The organism is Psychrobacter sp. TWP2-1-2 (genome assembly GCF_049896785.1).
Taxonomy (GTDB): Bacteria; Pseudomonadota; Gammaproteobacteria; order Pseudomonadales; family Moraxellaceae; genus Psychrobacter.
In genome coordinates this window covers 255,688-271,943 of the sequence record NZ_JAFCVA010000004.1, presented here as the reverse complement: position 1 = coordinate 271,943, position 16,256 = coordinate 255,688, and the positions used below count along the sequence as shown (strand labels likewise).

The following is a 16,256-nucleotide window of genomic DNA, read 5'->3' as shown; positions in this document are numbered from 1 at the left end:
TGGGGTAATTATGATCTCAATGTATTTGGTTATCAAGGTATGTTCAATCTTAGGTGACAACGGTTGACGCCTGATATCCACGCCCTAGAAGGACGTGGTTTTACGGCGCTAGATGATAAAAGTATTAATAATAGAAAACGCTCAGCTTTTGAGTATAACGAAGTTTGGTTGGTTTTTCATAACTCAACGGCTATAACAGCAAAAATACAACGATAATAAAACGAACCATAATGCTGTGATAGTAATTATGCTCAAGGCATCAGTCATAAAAAAAACGCTAAGAATTATCTTAACGTCTCTATATAAAGTCGATTATCAGTATTAATAGTTAAGGTTTTGCAGGCTTAACCAACTTCACTAATGGCGCATAGCCTGACTGCGGCATCACATCGACTGGAATGAACTGTAGCGCACCGCCATTGATACAATAGCGCAGCCCGCCACGATCTTTTGGCCCATCAGGGAATACATGACCCAGATGTGAGTCTGCTACTCGCGAGCGAACTTCAGTGCGTACCATATTAAAAGCGGTGTCTTCATGCTGAGTAATGACTTGCATATCAATCGGCTTAGTAAAGCTTGGCCAACCACAGCCAGACTGGTACTTATCGGTTGATAAAAATAAAGGTTCACCGCTCACCACGTCGACATAGATACCCGGCGCAAATAAATTATCATATTCATGGCTAAAGGCGCGCTCAGTACCGGCATCTTGCGTGATATTGTATTGTGCTTTGGTCAAGGTGTTTTTGAGCGCGCCTTTATCAAATCCTGCATAACGCTTAGGGTCTAAAGTCTCAGCAACGGTACTTGCAGGTGCAAGCTTGGTACGCGCAGTGCCTTCTGGTTTATCATCGGCAAGGCTTAAATCAACGTGACAATAGCCATTTGGGTTTTTTGCCAGATAATCCTGATGGTACATTTCAGCTAAGTAGAAATTGTCTAGCGGCTCATTTTCTACCACAATTTTTTGTTTATACTGGCTTTGCACACGTTTGAGAGCAGCATCAATCACTGCTTTATCTTCTTTATCGGTGTAATAAACGCCTGAGCGGTACTGCACACCGCGATCATTGCCTTGTTTGTTGAGGCTGGTTGGATCAATCACGCGGAAGTAGTATTTTAAGATAGTATCAAGATCTGTTTTATCCGCATCGTAAGTGACTTTGACAGCTTCGGCATGACCTGAGCCACGAATCACTTGCTCGTAGCTTGGATTGGCGGTATCGCCGTTGGCATAGCCTGATACAGCGTCGACCACACCCTCGACGCGCTCCATATAAGCTTCTACGCCCCAGAAGCAGCCACCCGCCAAGTAGATTGAGCGTGTATTAATCGCTTTGCCTTTATCGTTATAATAAACGCCCTCTTTTTGTTTGATAGTTTCAATTTTATTGTTGTTGTCCAAGGTTTGCGCGTTTGCTGGTTTAGCACTCCCTGCTTTAAGCTCAGCAAAATCATTATTGGCATTTTCAGCGAGAGCATAGGCTTGCTCTGCCGATATATTGCCTTTCACCAAATGCACCAAGTTGCCGCTTTTATCGAGTATCGCCCAGCTTGGATAAACTTGCACGCCAAGCTTATTAATCAGCTCGCCTGAAGCGTCAGACAATACTGGTAGCTTTGGATAGTCTGCTTGGACGCCTGCATACCAAGTGCTAAAATCGCCATCAGCTTTTTCGTTTAGATGACCAGGACTGACAACAGTCACGACATTTAAATCAGCGAACTTGGGATCGGTACGCCATTCTTCGGTTTCTGCCAACGTGCCCAAGCATAATGGGCACCAGCTTGCCCAAAATTTAATCAATGTCGGTTTATTAGGATCAATGACTGCTGTGCCCGTGTCACCTAAGCCTTTTGTCAATTGCGGCAGTGCTTGCATTTGCCCAAGCATATCGGAGGGCAACATATCACGTGAGCTAGTTACTCCACTGTTTTGCTTGGCTGATTTAGTCGTGCTACTTGCATTGCTCTCCGCACTACTCATTTGTCCACAAGCGACCAATATACCAGCACTCAGTACTGTCGTGACACCAACGGCACTGACATTCTTTAGCCAACGTGATGAATCACGTGGTGAGTCTGTCGCTAATTTATTAGTATGACTACGATCATTATGGCGAATTTTCTTATGCGGCATGCGAGGTCCTTTTTACGAAGTCTTACGATCATAAACTGAGTTTTTATGCTCGCTCATGGTCTTCTTACGTGATCAATGAGAGTGGATAAATCAAGATTTTAGCAAAGCTAATACACTATTAGAGTATCTTAATAGTATACATCGATGATGGAGTTTACTTTAATAGTAACTAATGGGTTGCTACACTTTTTTAACAACAGTGTAAGAATAATGATATAGACAGAAATCTATCATTTTGCAGGTGCCATTTATAAAACAGCATTTTATAAAACAACGTCGTGTTATTTTTAAATTAAATTTTAGCACCCATAAACTGAGCCACATACTCATCAGCTGGGTTGTGGCGCAATTCACTGGGTGTATCCGTTTGTACCAAACGCCCACCATTTAAAATACTAATCCGCTGACCGACCTTAATCGCTTCATCGATATCATGAGTGATAAAGACGATGGTTTTATTTAGCCGTGCTTGTAGCTCAAGTAGTTGGTCTTGTAATTGGGCACGAATGAGGGGATCAAGGGCAGAGAAAGCCTCGTCCATCAGCAATATCGGATTATCGGTTGCTAAGGCACGCGCCAGCCCGACACGCTGCTGCATCCCTCCTGACAGCTCATCAGGGTAACTTTTCTCCAAATTTGCTAGCCCAACTTCATTGAGCCAATGCCGAGCAACCTCGTGGCGTTCTTTGATACTCATTTTTCGCACTCGCAAGCCGTAAGCGACGTTTTGCAGCACCGTCATATGTGGCACCAAACCAAAATGCTGAAAAACCATACTGAGTGTCTGCTGGCGATAATGCTGTAGCGCTTTATCATTTAGCTCTAAAATATTAATAGCAGATGATGATTTTCCATTTTCTAATAAATCAGCAGAGGGTTTAGCATTAGTCGAGGGCTTAGTAATAGTAGACGGCTTAGCATTAATAGAAGTATCAACCCATATTTTACCGCTGGTTGGGTCAATCAAACGATTGATATGGCGTATCAAGGTTGATTTTCCTGAACCTGACAAGCCCATAATACAATGCAGCTCACCTGCTTTAACGCTTAAATTGATGTCATAAAGCCCGACCGAATAGCCTGTTTGTTCCTTTACCTGAATACTATCCATACCTTGTCCTAGTAATGCCAATGCAGACTTTGCTTGCGAGCTATTGGCATTATAAATCTTGCTGATATTTTCCAATTGAATATGATTCATGATGGCTCTCATTTTTATTTTTCTAGTTATCATTATGATTAGGGCGTGTTGAACATTCGACCATGGCATTGATAATTAACCAATGGGATGCCTGCCAGCATCGATGGTTTTTTGCCGAGCACGCTTGCCTTGACCGAACGCTTGGGTGATACGGTCAATGATAATGGCAACGATGACAATCGCCGTGCCTGCTTGCAAGCCCTGACCGATATTAAGCGTTTGAATCGATTGCAACACATCTTCGCCAAGCCCCGGTGCGCCAATCATAGACGCGAGCACCACCATAGAGAGCGACATCATCACTGCTTGATTCACGCCCGCCATAATACTGGGTAATGCTTGCGGCAATTTAATCCAAATGAGCAGCTGCAAGTGTGTGCTACCGAACGAGCGCCCTGCTTCGACCATCTCGTGATTGACTTGGGTAATCCCCAATGTCGTCAGCCGAATCAGTGGCGGCAAGGCATAAATAATAGTGGCAAATAGCGCAGGCACTTTGCCAATCCCAAATAGCATCAATACGGGTATCAAATAGACAAAACTTGGCATGGTCTGCATCACATCCAGTATCGGCGTCACAACCTTGCGAAGAATTTTACTGCCCGACATAGCAATGCCAATAGGAATACCAATCACGACGGTCACCAACACTGATACGATGAGCAGTGCCAAGGTATCAATCAATGCGCCCCATAATCCAAATGCGCCAATGAGAAACAGTCCGGCGCCACATGCCAGTGCAAACCAGATTTTACGGACGCCAAACCATGCCAATACGCTCACAAGCGCAATGATGAGCCAAGGCGGCATAGTGGTTAATAGACGCTCAATCGGTAGCAATAGATAGGTTAAAGCCATAGTACTGACGGTACGAAACACATCGCCATAATCTTGGACAACGCTTGCCAATGTGTTATTAAGCGGGGTTTCAAGCGACCATGAAGGAAAGCTCGATAATGAGGTCGATCGATTAGTGCTAGAGACGGTTGCATCCGCAGTGATAGCCTCGCCCGTTAAGCTGATGCCTAGCTTAGCCGCAAGGTTACTGGCTGCTTCATCAGACAACCATGCTTGCCAGACGCTCGGATATTTACGCAAAAATGCTAGTGCTTGCTCATCGCCACTACGTTTATTTTCACTCATCTCCAAGATAGCACCATTGAGCTCATCGGAGCTAAACTGAACTTTTTTAAAGACATCAGCAAGCTCTGGATTGGATTCAATGAAGGGGGTAGATACTGCGATACCTAAAGGTGAGACAGGGAATCCAGACACACAATCGGCGGTGCCATCCGCTCGTAATAAGTCTTGCCAACAGGCATCTTTATGAGCAGGAAACGCCAGAGGAGCAAAGTCATATTTTGCCATCAAGCCCGTAGGCTGCCAGTAATAAAACAGTAGTGGCTTATGTTGCTCAAACGCGGAAGCAATCTCGGCATCGAGAGCCGCGCCAGTTCCGGGGTGGGCATTGTTAAAAATACTATCTAAACCTGTATTCTTCAGCAAGCGAGTATTGAAAATCTCACACGTCCAACCAGACGGACAATTCATAAAGCGTGATTTGCTAGGGTCTTCAGGATCTTTAAACAGCTCAGCATATTTAGGCAAATCTTTATAACTGCGTAGACCTGGGTTTTCTTCTAATACATATTTGGGTACATACCAACCTTGAGTTGCACCGCCTTTGAGCGTATTACCGATGACTGCCACTTTATTCTGCTCGATGGCTTGTTCCATAATTGGCGAGCGTCCAACCCACTGCTCGCCAATCACTTGAATGTCGTTTTGTGACAATGCCGTTTCGAGTGCAGGACCAGCACCCGGCACCTCTTCAATTGTACAATCATAGCCATCTTCAGCGATGTACTTAAGCACCCCAGAGATAAATTGACCGCTCTCCCATGTCAGAGCGCCAAATTTGATTGGTGCATCACAAGCTGCTGATGCCGATACTGGCAGTAACAACACGCTCATGCATAGTAAACTTAACGCAATCCATTGGCGCATAAGGTATCCTATTTATAATTTTTATTATGGAAATGAACGCCCAAGTCAATAACATTATTGCTTTACGCCAAGCGTGTACTACTTATGACTCATTCAGTCGCTGATGGCTCATTCAGTCGTTGAAGACTAGACAACGTCTTCATCTAAAACTAATACTACTATCGTTTAGACTCACTACAAAGTGTAGCGATTTATAGACAAGATGACAAATGCTCATTAATTTTTTATCGCTTACTTTTATGCAAAAAAATAGCACCTATTAAGATAGATGCTATTTTTTGACTTTGCTTATATGATTACTCACAATGATTAAGTATTTTTGTTTGCTTGAAAGAAAGCTATGTCAACTTTGCTCGCTTTAGCATTTGTTATTTTAAAAACATTGCCATGGCTTTTTTAAACAACCCGCCATAAGGTGGCAACAACAAATTCAACCCATTCAACTTGGATTGTACAAATACTGGTTTCATATGACTAAGACGCTCGAATCCCGCTTTACCATGGTAAGCACCGGTTCCTGAATCGCCAACCCCGCCAAACGGTAAGTCATGCTGGGCAACATGTATCAGCACTTCATTAATACATAGGCCGCCAGAGACCGTATTGTTACGTACTTTCTCTAGGGCGTTATAGTTATCACCAAAAACATATAGCGCCAGTGGGCGTGGTCGCTCGTTGACAAAATGAATGGCATCATCAAGCGTATCGTAATGCATCAATGGCAAAATCGGCGCAAAAATCTCGTCCTGCATCACATCACTATCAGGGGCAGGCTCACTCACGATGACAGGCGGCATTAGACGCGTTTCGATATTAGACTCAGCATCAGTGAGCTTATGGATCCCATCGCTCGATAATGCATCTAGATAGCCTTTGACACGCTTAAATTGCTCGCCATTGATAATACGTGAGTAATCTGGATTGGTCTCAATATTTGGATAGTGCTTTTCCATCCACTCTTTTGCTAAACGGATAAACTCTTCATGATATTGGCGCTGAATCAGTACATAATCAGGGGCAATACAGGTCTGACCCGCATTTAGTGTTTTGCCCATCATCACACGATTGACAGCGTTTTCTAAGTTTGCGCCCTCTAACACGACGACCGGTGATTTACCACCCAGCTCGAGCGTGACGGGTGTTAAGTTAGGAGCCGCCGCCGCCATGACTTTTTTGCCCACAGCTGTAGAGCCCGTATAAAGCAGATGATCAAAAGGCAGCTCACTAAAAGCAACCGCAATGTCTACCTCACCCAGTACGACACAAATCATGTCTGGTGAAAAATAACGAGCAATCGCACTGGCAAATGCTTGGGCGAACTGCGGTGCCGCTTCACTCATCTTGATCATAACTCTGTTGCCAGCAGTGAGTGCATCAATCATCGGTCCTACTGCTAAAAATAGTGGATAGTTCCAAGGCACCATGATACCAACCACGCCCAATGGCTGAGGCTGGATTTCATTATGAGCTGGCATATACAGCGCTGAAATAGAAGCCCGCTGAACTTTCATCCATTTTTTACCGTGCTTTTTGGCATGACTGATGCCAGTAAAGCTAGGAAACAACTCGGCAAACTGGGTCTCTGATTCGCTACGATAACCAAAGTCGGCACTGATCGCTTTGGCGAAACTGGCTTGGTTATCGCTAAGCATAATTTCCAGACTGTCTAGTTGGGTTTCACGAGTGGCCCAGTCATTGATTGGCTGCGTGCGACTGAGTGTTTGTAAGCGTGAAAATTGCGCTCGCATCTCATCAACCGTATTAGCAATACTAGGCGATTTTGGCGCAGGTTGCTGCAACATATCCATGTCGATTGAGGTCTGCTCATTCATGTTTTGATTATTATCTGTCATTTATCTTCCTTGTCATCTGCGTTGGAGTCAATATACTCTATTGGGTTAGAGACTCTGTATTTCTAGGGCTTGTCCTCATTTTAAAAATGGTGATAAACATGAGATAAATTGCCGTCAAACAAGGAAAGTAGCGCAAATAATATCGAGATATTAATAAGCTATTTGACGATGTTTGGCAAAATTTAGCCATTTTCAGCCCATTTAGAAAGTAATCGATTGAATTGAGGACACGCCCTAATCAGCGGGTCACATTGATGGCAACCCCTGAACATAAGTAATGCGATTCCATTCATTGCACTTTAATGTAGCGCATCAACGAATCAATGAACAGCACATTAAGTTGACTCCTGCGTCTATATGAAATAAGTGTCTAGAAACACGCATCACAATGCTAGCAATTTCATATTAAGCACTGAGAAATTTTGCTTATTATGGCTACTCCGTTAGGGCATTTATCAGTGTTTTGATTGTTGAGTTTTACAGCGTGACCAGAGATAATCTTGGGTACCAATCGCAAAAACTGCTACACTCACTATCGATATCACGACTGGATATCAGTGATACACCTCTTCGAACCAGACCACAATAAGACTGCGACTCTCATGCAAAACACCACGCAACAGCTTAATGACACACTGATCAGCAAATCTCTAACAACAGCTGATTACGTTCCCACTCTCGATGCGATGCTAGCACGTACACTTGCGCGTATTGACTTAAAAAAACAGCAAGGACTGCGCACACCTGACGAGTTATGGATTGTCGATCACAATGATGTCTATACTTTAGGGCAAGCAGGTAAAGAAGAGCACATCTTGCAACGTACCAATACGCCTATTATAAAAACGGATCGCGGCGGTCAAGTGACATGGCATGGTCACGGCCAGCTGGTTATTTATTGGTTGTTCGATTTGAATAGCTTGGGCTGGAGTGTGCGCAACTTGGTCTCGCATGCCGAGCAAGCAATCGAAGACGTTATCAATGACTGTTTGCAAAATCCTGCTTCATCAGACACAACAGCCATCAGCGCCCATGCGCGTCGTGACGCACCCGGTGTTTATCTATATGCTGATACATCTGTAGCGGATGACAGTGACAATACCGATACCGATGCACCAGCCAACAGTACCTCCGTCGATGATAAAATTATGCTTGGAAAAATGGCATCGTTAGGCTTCAAAATTAAACATGGGTTTAGCTATCACGGTATTGCGCTTAATTTAAATTGTGACTTGTCCGCATTTAATGCGATTAATCCGTGCGGCTATGCAGGGATGCAAATGTTACGGTTATCCGACTTTGTGGCTATGCAAAAAGAGTCAGATGAACAAACTGGTGAAGCCTTAAGCTATGAGCAAGTGACCCAAAAACTTATTGATAACATTGCTAAGCGTCATGCTGGACTCATTGAGCTACGCGCACTCGCACCCAAGTGAGTTCTTTGAGTCCATTTTTGCATAATCTTTTTTTGCATAATATCGTGCACGCTTAGACTTAAGCATTGTGAGAAAATTTGAGTCAAACTTGTTATAATCGCAGGCGGCACATATTGGGCACAGTGATAATATCGCAGTGCCGCGACGTTATTCTTTTATCATCACTTATTATTCAAGCACTTAAAACAAAAGCAAATTGGAGTACTTTATGGCAGATTTTAATAAAATTTTGGACGCAGGCGATGTAGACGGCGGCATTATCAACGTAGTAGTAGAAATCCCAGCTGGTAGCAGCCATAAAATTGAGTGGAATCGCGAACTGGCGGTATTTGAGCTTGATCGTATTGATCCACAGATTTTTGCTAAGCCTTGTAACTATGGTTTTATCCCGCAAACGCTTGACGAAGATGGTGATGAGCTTGATGTGTTATTGCTGACTGAGCAGCCACTACCAACTGGTATTTTCTTAAAAGCCAAAGTCATTGGTGTGATGAAATTCGTTGATGATGGCGAAGTCGATGATAAGATCGTCGTCGTACCTGCTGACGACCGTGATACAGGCAATGCTTATAACAGCTTGGCTGATCTACCAAAACAGCTAATCAACCAGTTAGAGTTCCATTTCAGCCACTATAAAGATCTGAAAAAACCAGGCACTACGGTCGTTGAATCTTGGGGCAATGTTGCAGAAGCAAAAGAAGTCATCAAAGAGTCTATCCAACGCTGGAAAGACCTATAGTCTATCAAAAATTGGCAGAAATGCTAATAAAGGATAGCTATTAAAATGCCGCAGTCATTATCGTGATTGCGGTATTTTTTTGATTGAATATTACTACTGTAAAATGGTTATAATAATCAACACTATCGATGCCTATTTTTCATATCGCCATAAGGACAGTCATGTTTAACCCCGACCCTAGCTCAAAACCAGTCAATCCAAAGCTGCCAAGAGACGTCATCATGATGATCGAAAAAAACAATTTAGTGATGGCGATCAAGACTTTGGCGGCAGATGAAGGCATTAGTATGGATGACGCCAAGAATAGGATTGATGCCTATGAGACACAATTAAAGGTAAAGCAGCAGCAAAAACTCAACACTATCGCCAGCAAGCAAGGCATTCCTAACCATGCTATTAGCTTTGATAGAGAGCAAGGTGCTGAGGATGAAACTGGACAGCTGATAAAAAATCGCGTCAAAACAACTAAGCAAAGTCGAGGATTCAAGAGCCTACAAAATGGTGTGGACAGCCAGCTTAATGATTTAGGCTATAAAAAACCGCTGATACCCTATTGGCTGAAACGGCTATTGGTAATTGCCATCATTATGGCTGGATTATTTTGGATATTATGGCGGGTATTTGGTTAACTAGGATAGGATGTTGTCGTGTTAAATTTTTTATAGTCTGTTTTAAGTGGTTCCATTATAGCAGTCTGTTTTAAGTAGTCTGTTAATGGGTTTTTGGGGTGAAACGTCTGGTTCCCTTGGGGTATAGCCTTTTCTAATATCTCTATTACTTTAAATATGAACAAAGGACATCAAGATGAATAAGGAACTACCGAATGATGATACTGGGAATGCATTGCAAAGATTAAAAGATGATGGAACAGATTTGACAAAAATGATCGAAATAGATTTTTTTATCTCAGTACCATCTGAGAGTTTTGGAATCTTAGTAGTAGAAAAAATTAAGGAAGCTTTACCAAATACTACTTTCAGCATTGAAGAGGAAGAAGATGATTTTACATGCTATTGTAAAATATCCATGATTCCTAGCTATGATGATGTAGTAGAAACTGAATCATTACTGAATGCTATAGCAGAGCCGTATGGTGGTTATATAGATGGTTTTGGATCTTTTGGTAATTAAATCAAAAACCAACCTTTGAGTTATATTGAACAAACTGTAGAGATAAACCTTATAGATTTTAATCAAACAGCTTAGTGGTCATAACCTATACTGTCAATTTCATAGTCATGAAAGTCATATCTAAAACTAGGGCGTGTCTTCAATTCATCTTACAATGGACGATAGTACACGCCAGATAAAGCATTGACTTAAAATTACGAGCTAACTTTTCATAGCGAGTGGCGATACTACGAAAGTGTTTGAGCCTTGCGAACATATTCTCAACAAGATGGCGCAGTTTGTATAAGTAGCTATCAAATTCTGGATTAGGTGCTTTAGTATTGCTTCTTTTGGGAATTATAGGAATCATGTCATGCATGCAAGCTTTATCCCTGATCGCTTGTGAATCATAGCCTTTATCAGCGATGAAGTAATCTGCATGCCTAATCATGTCAATCAATTCACCTGCAACTTGACTGTCGTGGACGTCACCCCCAGTGATTTTAAAATGGAGCGGATATCCATCGGCATCACAGGATAGGTGTATCTTTGTAGTTGCGCCGCCACGGCTTCGTCCAATTGCTCTATCTTCACCACGCCGAGCTCCACTTGCATGCTGGTGACAGCGAACATAGCTTCCGTCTGTGAATACCCATTCCGTATCAGTTTCTTTTCGTAAGCTAAAAAAAAATTCGCCCATAAGCCAGTTTTCGACCAGCGATTAAAGCGACTATAAGCTGTTTTCCAAGAACACAATTCTTTAGGTATGTCACGCCAAGGCGCACCTGTGCGCACCTTCCACAGTATGGCTTCCATGACCTCTCGACTGTTTTGAGTTTGATAGCAGCCATGCTGTGTCATCGTTGATTGAAGTTGATCCCAAAGCGTATCTGTTAGTGCTGTTCTTGCCATGACTTGTACTTCTCGCAGCGTCTCAATAGATGCGGTATTGTAACTATTATTTATGGCTTAACCAATTGAAGACACGCCCTAGTAGTTCGACTCCTGTATAGCGCACCGAACCGGTGAAAGCACATGATATGATTGGTTCACCATAAGCACACGTCACTTACAGATAGGTTATTAAGAAATCGAAATTTCTTGGCAATCATTGAGAAAGTCCTCTAAAAATAATTTAAAAGCACTTGCCCTAACGGAAAAATCCAAACCAAAGTCATATCCTGTAATTTTACCGTTTGTATAAACTCCAACAGGCACTCTTAGCTTGATAAACAACAAGTAGTCATTTGATTTAAAGATATCCATACTGAAGAACATATCAATAGGATAGATAGAAAAAACTAGTTCATCTTCCTCTTCATACTGATCTAAATTATCCAGCTTTGTAAGTTGTTTTTTCAGATAAGTTATATTCTCGTATGACATATATCTATTTACTTCATTAACATTTTTAAAATCCAAGCACATCAGCTCTGTTTTTACTTCCAAGCTGCACATTACGCCAAACTCATTATAAGAAACTGGTGCAAGCTGAACGGATATGTTTTTATCGTAATTGACTAAGCTACTCATTTCTATTGCTCTTGAGAATGACTTATAGTGATTACTAGTGTAGTACCTATCGCGCTACCTATTAAATTATTTAATAGGTAGCAGTAATGCGATTCAACATCGAAAAGCTCACTGCATGTACACAACGAAGTACACCGCTGGCACTTCAATAACTAAAACCATTGCTATTAATAGCCTACAGCCAAAGATTCAAGTCCTCACTAGGGTACCATAGCCTTAATTTTTTCTGAAAGTATTCTTTTAGACACATGTTTTTTCAGACTGAGATATGCATAAAAAACAGGTAAGATTATATCTAATTTACTTTATTTACTCTGTTCAAGATCTTTTAGTATGGCACAATCTGCGTTTGCATCACCTGAGCAATGATCAGCAGAAATCTGTAATAAGCTCACCATATCTTGTAATTGAGCTATTTTTTGGTTCAAAGTTACGATATGTTGCAGTGTTAATTGTTTAACATCAGCACTCTGCCGATCTGTATTTTTTCGCAAATCAAGCAACTCTTTCATCTGTTTGGAGGAAAAACCTAAATCACGAGCCTGTCTCAAAAAGCATAAGTCTTTTATATCTTGTTTAGAATACATTCGATACCCTGAATTTGAGCGTTTTACGGCATCAAGCAACCCGATTTGTTCATAATAGCGGATCATTTTGGGAGAGATTCCCGATAGCTCTGACGCTTGACCGATATTCATAACTTTCCTCCTGATATAAAAAGGGTTAAAGCCAAACAGCTACTTTAACCCTATCTTAGTACAATCTATTCTTTAATCGTTGGCACCTGAAAGTACTTTAAGCGTAAGGCATTACCTAGCACAAAAACAGAAGATAGGGCCATTGCGCCTGCTGCAAAAATGGAGGACAACAAAATTCCAAATGCTGGATATAAAACCCCTGCGGCAATTGGAATCAGAGCAATATTATAGAAAAATGCCCAAAATAGATTTTGTCGAATATTTTTGATGGTGGCCTTACTTAAAGCAATCGCATTAGGAACCCCTTGTAAACTACCCGACATCAACACTACATCTGCGGCTTCAATTGCCACATCTGTCCCTGTCCCAATCGCCAGACCGACATCAGCTTGAGCAAGAGCGGGTGCATCATTAATACCATCACCAACAAAAGCCACTCGTCCATATTGTTGCTGCAGTTGACGTATCGCATCTACTTTTCCATCAGGCAACACTTCTGCGATCACTTGATCAATATGTAATTTTGCGGCAATCGCTTGCGCAGTATGGCGATTGTCGCCTGTAATCATTGCTACTTTTAATCCCAGTTGATGTAAACCTGCAATCGCGGCATAAGTGCTGTCTTTAATAGGATCTGCAACGGCAATAATAGCAGCCAATTTCTGATCAATCGCAATATATATGGGGGTTTTAGCTTCTTGTCCTAAGTGCGCGGCTTCGTCTTTAAAGCGCGTAACATCAAGTCCTAATTGCTGCATATAACGATCAGCACCAATATGAACGGCTTGACCTTCAACTTCTGCTTTGATTCCAAATCCCGTCACAGAGTCAAAAGTGGTAATCGGTAATAAGCTGATATCTTGTTGCTCTGCAGCATGAACAATGGCTAGGGCAATGGGATGTTCAGATTTTGCTTCAACCGATGCCACAATACGCAAGACTTGCTCACGTTCGAACCCTGGTTGGACATAAAAGTCTGTTAAGGTTGGTTTGCCTTCAGTCAATGTGCCAGTTTTATCGACAGCAATGACTTTTACTTCCTGTAAAGCTTGTAACGCTTCACCTTTGCGGAATAAGACGCCCATTTCTGCGCCGCGACCTGTACCAACCATTATGGATGTAGGGGTTGCCAATCCCATTGCACAGGGACAAGCAATGATTAGGACGGCAACGGCGTTGACGAGACTAAACGTCAACGCAGGGTCAGGACCAAAGATAAACCAGACTATAAAAGTGAGCATTGCTAAGAGCATGACCATGGGGACAAACCACATAGTGACTTTATCAACCAATGCCTGAATCGGTAATTTAGACCCTTGAGCCTGTTCAACCATGCGAATGATTTGTGCCAATACCGACGATTCTCCGATAGCAGTCGCCCGAAAATTCAAGGTCCCATTCTGATTGACCGTTCCTCCGACTACTTGATCACCGACTTGTTTTTTGACAGGCACGGGTTCACCTGTAATCATGGATTCATCAATATAACTTTGACCTTCAACGACTTCACCATCGACTGGAACACGCTCACCGGGACGAATCTCAACAATCGTTTCTGTGGTCACTTCTGCAATCGGCACTTCAATCATTTGCCCATTGTGGTGAACACGTGCTGTTTTTGCTTGCATACCCACTAGATGTTGAATGGCTTGAGAGGTACGCCCTTTGGCTTTTGCCTCAAAATAACGCCCTAATAAAATTAAGCTTACAATCACAGCGGCCGCTTCGTAATAAACATTCACAGTGCCTTCAGGTAGGACTTGTGGAGTAAATGTAGCGACTAGTGAAAAACTATAGGCCGCCAGTGTGCCCACAGCCACCAATGAATTCATATCTGGAGCAAAGCGCCATAATGCTGGAATACCTTTTTGATAAAAACGTCGCCCTGGAAAGATGAGTACCAGCGTGGTCAAAACAAATTGAATCAGCCAGCTTTGTTGCGTGCCGATATTGTCCATGACCCACATATGAAAAGCTGGAATCATATGTGACCCCATTTCTAGAATAAAAACAGGCACAGCTAGAATTAAAGAGATCGTCAAATCTCGTTTCAGCTGCTGCTGTTCCGTGGCTTTTTTATCCTGTTGAACACTCACACTCTGCTCAATCTGCTTAGCCGTGTATCCTGCTTTTTTAACGGCTTGAATCAAATCGCTGCTCTGTACTTGAGCGTTGCCTTGTATCCATGCTCGTTCGGTAGCAAGGTTGACGTTTGCTTGTTGTACGCCCTCGACTTTTTTTAAGGCTTTTTCTACCCGTCCAACACAGGAAGCACAAGTCATACCTTCTATCGACAGCTCAATCGGCTGAGAGGCCAAGATCTTATAACCGGCTCGTTCTACGGCTTTGGTTACTGCGATAAGGTCTAAAGGTTGAGACGAGGAAATCATGGCGTTTTCAGTCGCTAGATTCACCTCAGCATTTTCAACACCTTCAACTTTTTTTAATACTTTTTCCACCCGTCCCACACAGGAAGCACAGGTCATACCCTCAATTGGCAATATTTCATTGTAAAGATAAGACTTACTATTTTCTGAGTTCATAACACCCTCTATCATGTTCAATCTGTTATCAACAGCATAGAGGTTGACATGATGGTAAGGTCAAGCCTGTTTTTTTAAAATATGTTTGACCTTACCATCATGACAAGGCTTAAGCTTAGTGATGAAATAAAAACTTATTTGGAGAAAGGCTATGAAACTATGGATTGGAAACATGAAATGTGGCGGCTGTGCTCGTGGTGTGACAGCCATCATTCACGATATCGACTCAAACGCCAAAATTGATATTGATTTAGTAGCCAAAGTGGTCAATATCGACACCATCGCAAATATTGAGCAGATGACGGCTGCTTTAGCAAAGGCTGGCTTCCCTGCACAAGTGCAATGAATCAGTCTGATAGACGCGCAGTCTATCTGTTTGACAGAAAGGAGTATGGGCTGAATCATTTTGAATTTATTGACCACGCGCGTTTGGTGATATGTCTACTTTTACGTATGAAAAGTGGACAGTGTTACCAAAATGAATACTTTATCTATGACACGAATTATCGGCAAGCGCATGCAATATTCCGCAGGATTCAGCTAGCGCTTCACTTGCGCATTTTTGCCGCAACGCTAGTAGATGTTGCTTTAATTGTATCAGCTCTTCCATACGTGTCTCTACCGCATCTATATGCTCATCCAATAGTACATTGACCTCACCGCAGTTTTCATCAGGTTTGTCTCTATATTGAAGCAGGGTTCGTACTTCATCCAAAGTCATATCGAGCGTACGGCAGTGCAGGATAAATTGTAGACGCTCAAAATGCGCCTCATTGTACAAACGATAGTTGCCTTGGCTACGCGCAGGCTCTGGTAATAACCTCTCTTTCTCATAATAGCGAATGGTTTCGACCGTCGCCCCTGTGCGCGTGGCAAGTTCACCAATTTTGATTAGCATGTGTATCTCCTTAAATAGTATTTTCTATTCTCTAAAACAATAAAGTAACTATAAGGTTTGCTGATAAAAAATCAAATCTCTTTGTCGTTAAAAGC

14 protein-coding genes are annotated in these 16,256 nt (G+C 42.4%); 5 read left to right on the top strand and 9 right to left on the bottom strand.

Annotated features, from left to right (window positions below; all coding sequences use genetic code 11):
* Positions 1-328 precede the first annotated feature (328 nt).
* From msrAB to ACP7AE_RS06010, 4 genes are all read right to left on the bottom strand, one after another.
* Positions 329-2,143 (bottom strand): bifunctional peptide-methionine (S)-S-oxide reductase MsrA/peptide-methionine (R)-S-oxide reductase MsrB, encoded by a 1,815-nt coding sequence (gene msrAB, locus ACP7AE_RS06025; protein WP_426241958.1) that lies wholly within the window; start codon positions 2,141-2,143, stop codon positions 329-331.
* 292 nt (positions 2,144-2,435) lie between these two features.
* A complete protein-coding gene (locus ACP7AE_RS06020; RefSeq protein WP_426241956.1) occupies positions 2,436-3,344 on the bottom strand; it encodes an ATP-binding cassette domain-containing protein in 909 nt (302 codons plus the stop codon).
* Positions 3,345-3,419: 75 nt separating this feature from the next.
* The gene (locus ACP7AE_RS06015; RefSeq protein WP_426241954.1) at positions 3,420-5,351 is read right to left on the bottom strand and encodes a glycine betaine ABC transporter substrate-binding protein; all 1,932 of its coding nucleotides are present in this window, start codon (positions 5,349-5,351) and stop codon (positions 3,420-3,422) included.
* Positions 5,352-5,719: 368 nt separating this feature from the next.
* Positions 5,720-7,204 (bottom strand): coniferyl aldehyde dehydrogenase, encoded by a 1,485-nt coding sequence (locus ACP7AE_RS06010; RefSeq protein WP_426241952.1) that lies wholly within the window; start codon positions 7,202-7,204, stop codon positions 5,720-5,722.
* Positions 7,205-7,806: 602 nt separating this feature from the next.
* Between ACP7AE_RS06010 and lipB the strand changes: the two genes are divergently transcribed.
* From lipB to ACP7AE_RS05990, 4 genes are all read left to right on the top strand, one after another.
* On the top strand, positions 7,807-8,640 hold the full coding sequence (lipB, locus tag ACP7AE_RS06005; RefSeq protein ID WP_201501419.1) for a lipoyl(octanoyl) transferase LipB: 834 nt from the start codon (positions 7,807-7,809) through the stop codon (positions 8,638-8,640).
* Positions 8,641-8,848: 208 nt separating this feature from the next.
* Positions 8,849-9,379 (top strand): inorganic diphosphatase, encoded by a 531-nt coding sequence (locus ACP7AE_RS06000; protein WP_201501420.1) that lies wholly within the window; start codon positions 8,849-8,851, stop codon positions 9,377-9,379.
* A gap of 161 nt (positions 9,380-9,540) precedes the next feature.
* Positions 9,541-10,008, top strand: coding sequence for a hypothetical protein (locus tag ACP7AE_RS05995; RefSeq protein ID WP_426241949.1), 468 nt, complete (start codon positions 9,541-9,543; stop codon positions 10,006-10,008).
* Between the two features lie 175 nt (positions 10,009-10,183).
* A complete protein-coding gene (locus ACP7AE_RS05990; RefSeq protein ID WP_426241947.1) occupies positions 10,184-10,510 on the top strand; it encodes a ribonuclease E inhibitor RraB in 327 nt (108 codons plus the stop codon).
* 139 nt (positions 10,511-10,649) lie between these two features.
* Here the strand turns inward: ACP7AE_RS05990 and ACP7AE_RS05985 are convergent.
* The 4 genes from ACP7AE_RS05985 to ACP7AE_RS05970 form a co-directional block, all read right to left on the bottom strand.
* A protein-coding gene (locus tag ACP7AE_RS05985; RefSeq protein ID WP_426241945.1) for an IS5 family transposase occupies positions 10,650-11,401 on the bottom strand; the annotation gives its coding sequence in 2 pieces (ribosomal slippage) (positions 10,650-11,194 and positions 11,194-11,401; 753 coding nt in all).
* Between the two features lie 171 nt (positions 11,402-11,572).
* Positions 11,573-12,022, bottom strand: a complete 450-nt coding sequence (locus tag ACP7AE_RS05980; protein WP_426241943.1) for a hypothetical protein — start codon at positions 12,020-12,022, stop codon at positions 11,573-11,575.
* A 305-nt stretch (positions 12,023-12,327) separates the two neighbouring features.
* Positions 12,328-12,720 (bottom strand): MerR family transcriptional regulator, encoded by a 393-nt coding sequence (locus ACP7AE_RS05975; RefSeq protein WP_201501423.1) that lies wholly within the window; start codon positions 12,718-12,720, stop codon positions 12,328-12,330.
* Positions 12,721-12,785: 65 nt separating this feature from the next.
* Positions 12,786-15,263: a heavy metal translocating P-type ATPase gene (locus ACP7AE_RS05970; RefSeq protein ID WP_426241941.1), complete on the bottom strand. Its 2,478-nt coding sequence runs from the start codon at positions 15,261-15,263 to the stop codon at positions 12,786-12,788.
* 151 nt (positions 15,264-15,414) lie between these two features.
* Here ACP7AE_RS05970 and ACP7AE_RS05965 point away from each other — a divergent pair, with 151 nt between their 5' ends.
* Positions 15,415-15,609 carry a heavy-metal-associated domain-containing protein gene (locus ACP7AE_RS05965; RefSeq protein WP_426241939.1) on the top strand — a complete coding sequence of 65 codons (195 nt, stop codon included), beginning with the start codon at positions 15,415-15,417 and terminating at the stop codon, positions 15,607-15,609.
* Between the two features lie 141 nt (positions 15,610-15,750).
* Here ACP7AE_RS05965 and cadR read toward each other — a convergent pair whose 3' ends face one another.
* A complete protein-coding gene (gene cadR / locus ACP7AE_RS05960) occupies positions 15,751-16,161 on the bottom strand; it encodes a Cd(II)/Pb(II)-responsive transcriptional regulator (RefSeq protein ID WP_426241937.1) in 411 nt (136 codons plus the stop codon).
* Positions 16,162-16,256: the final 95 nt, after the last annotated feature.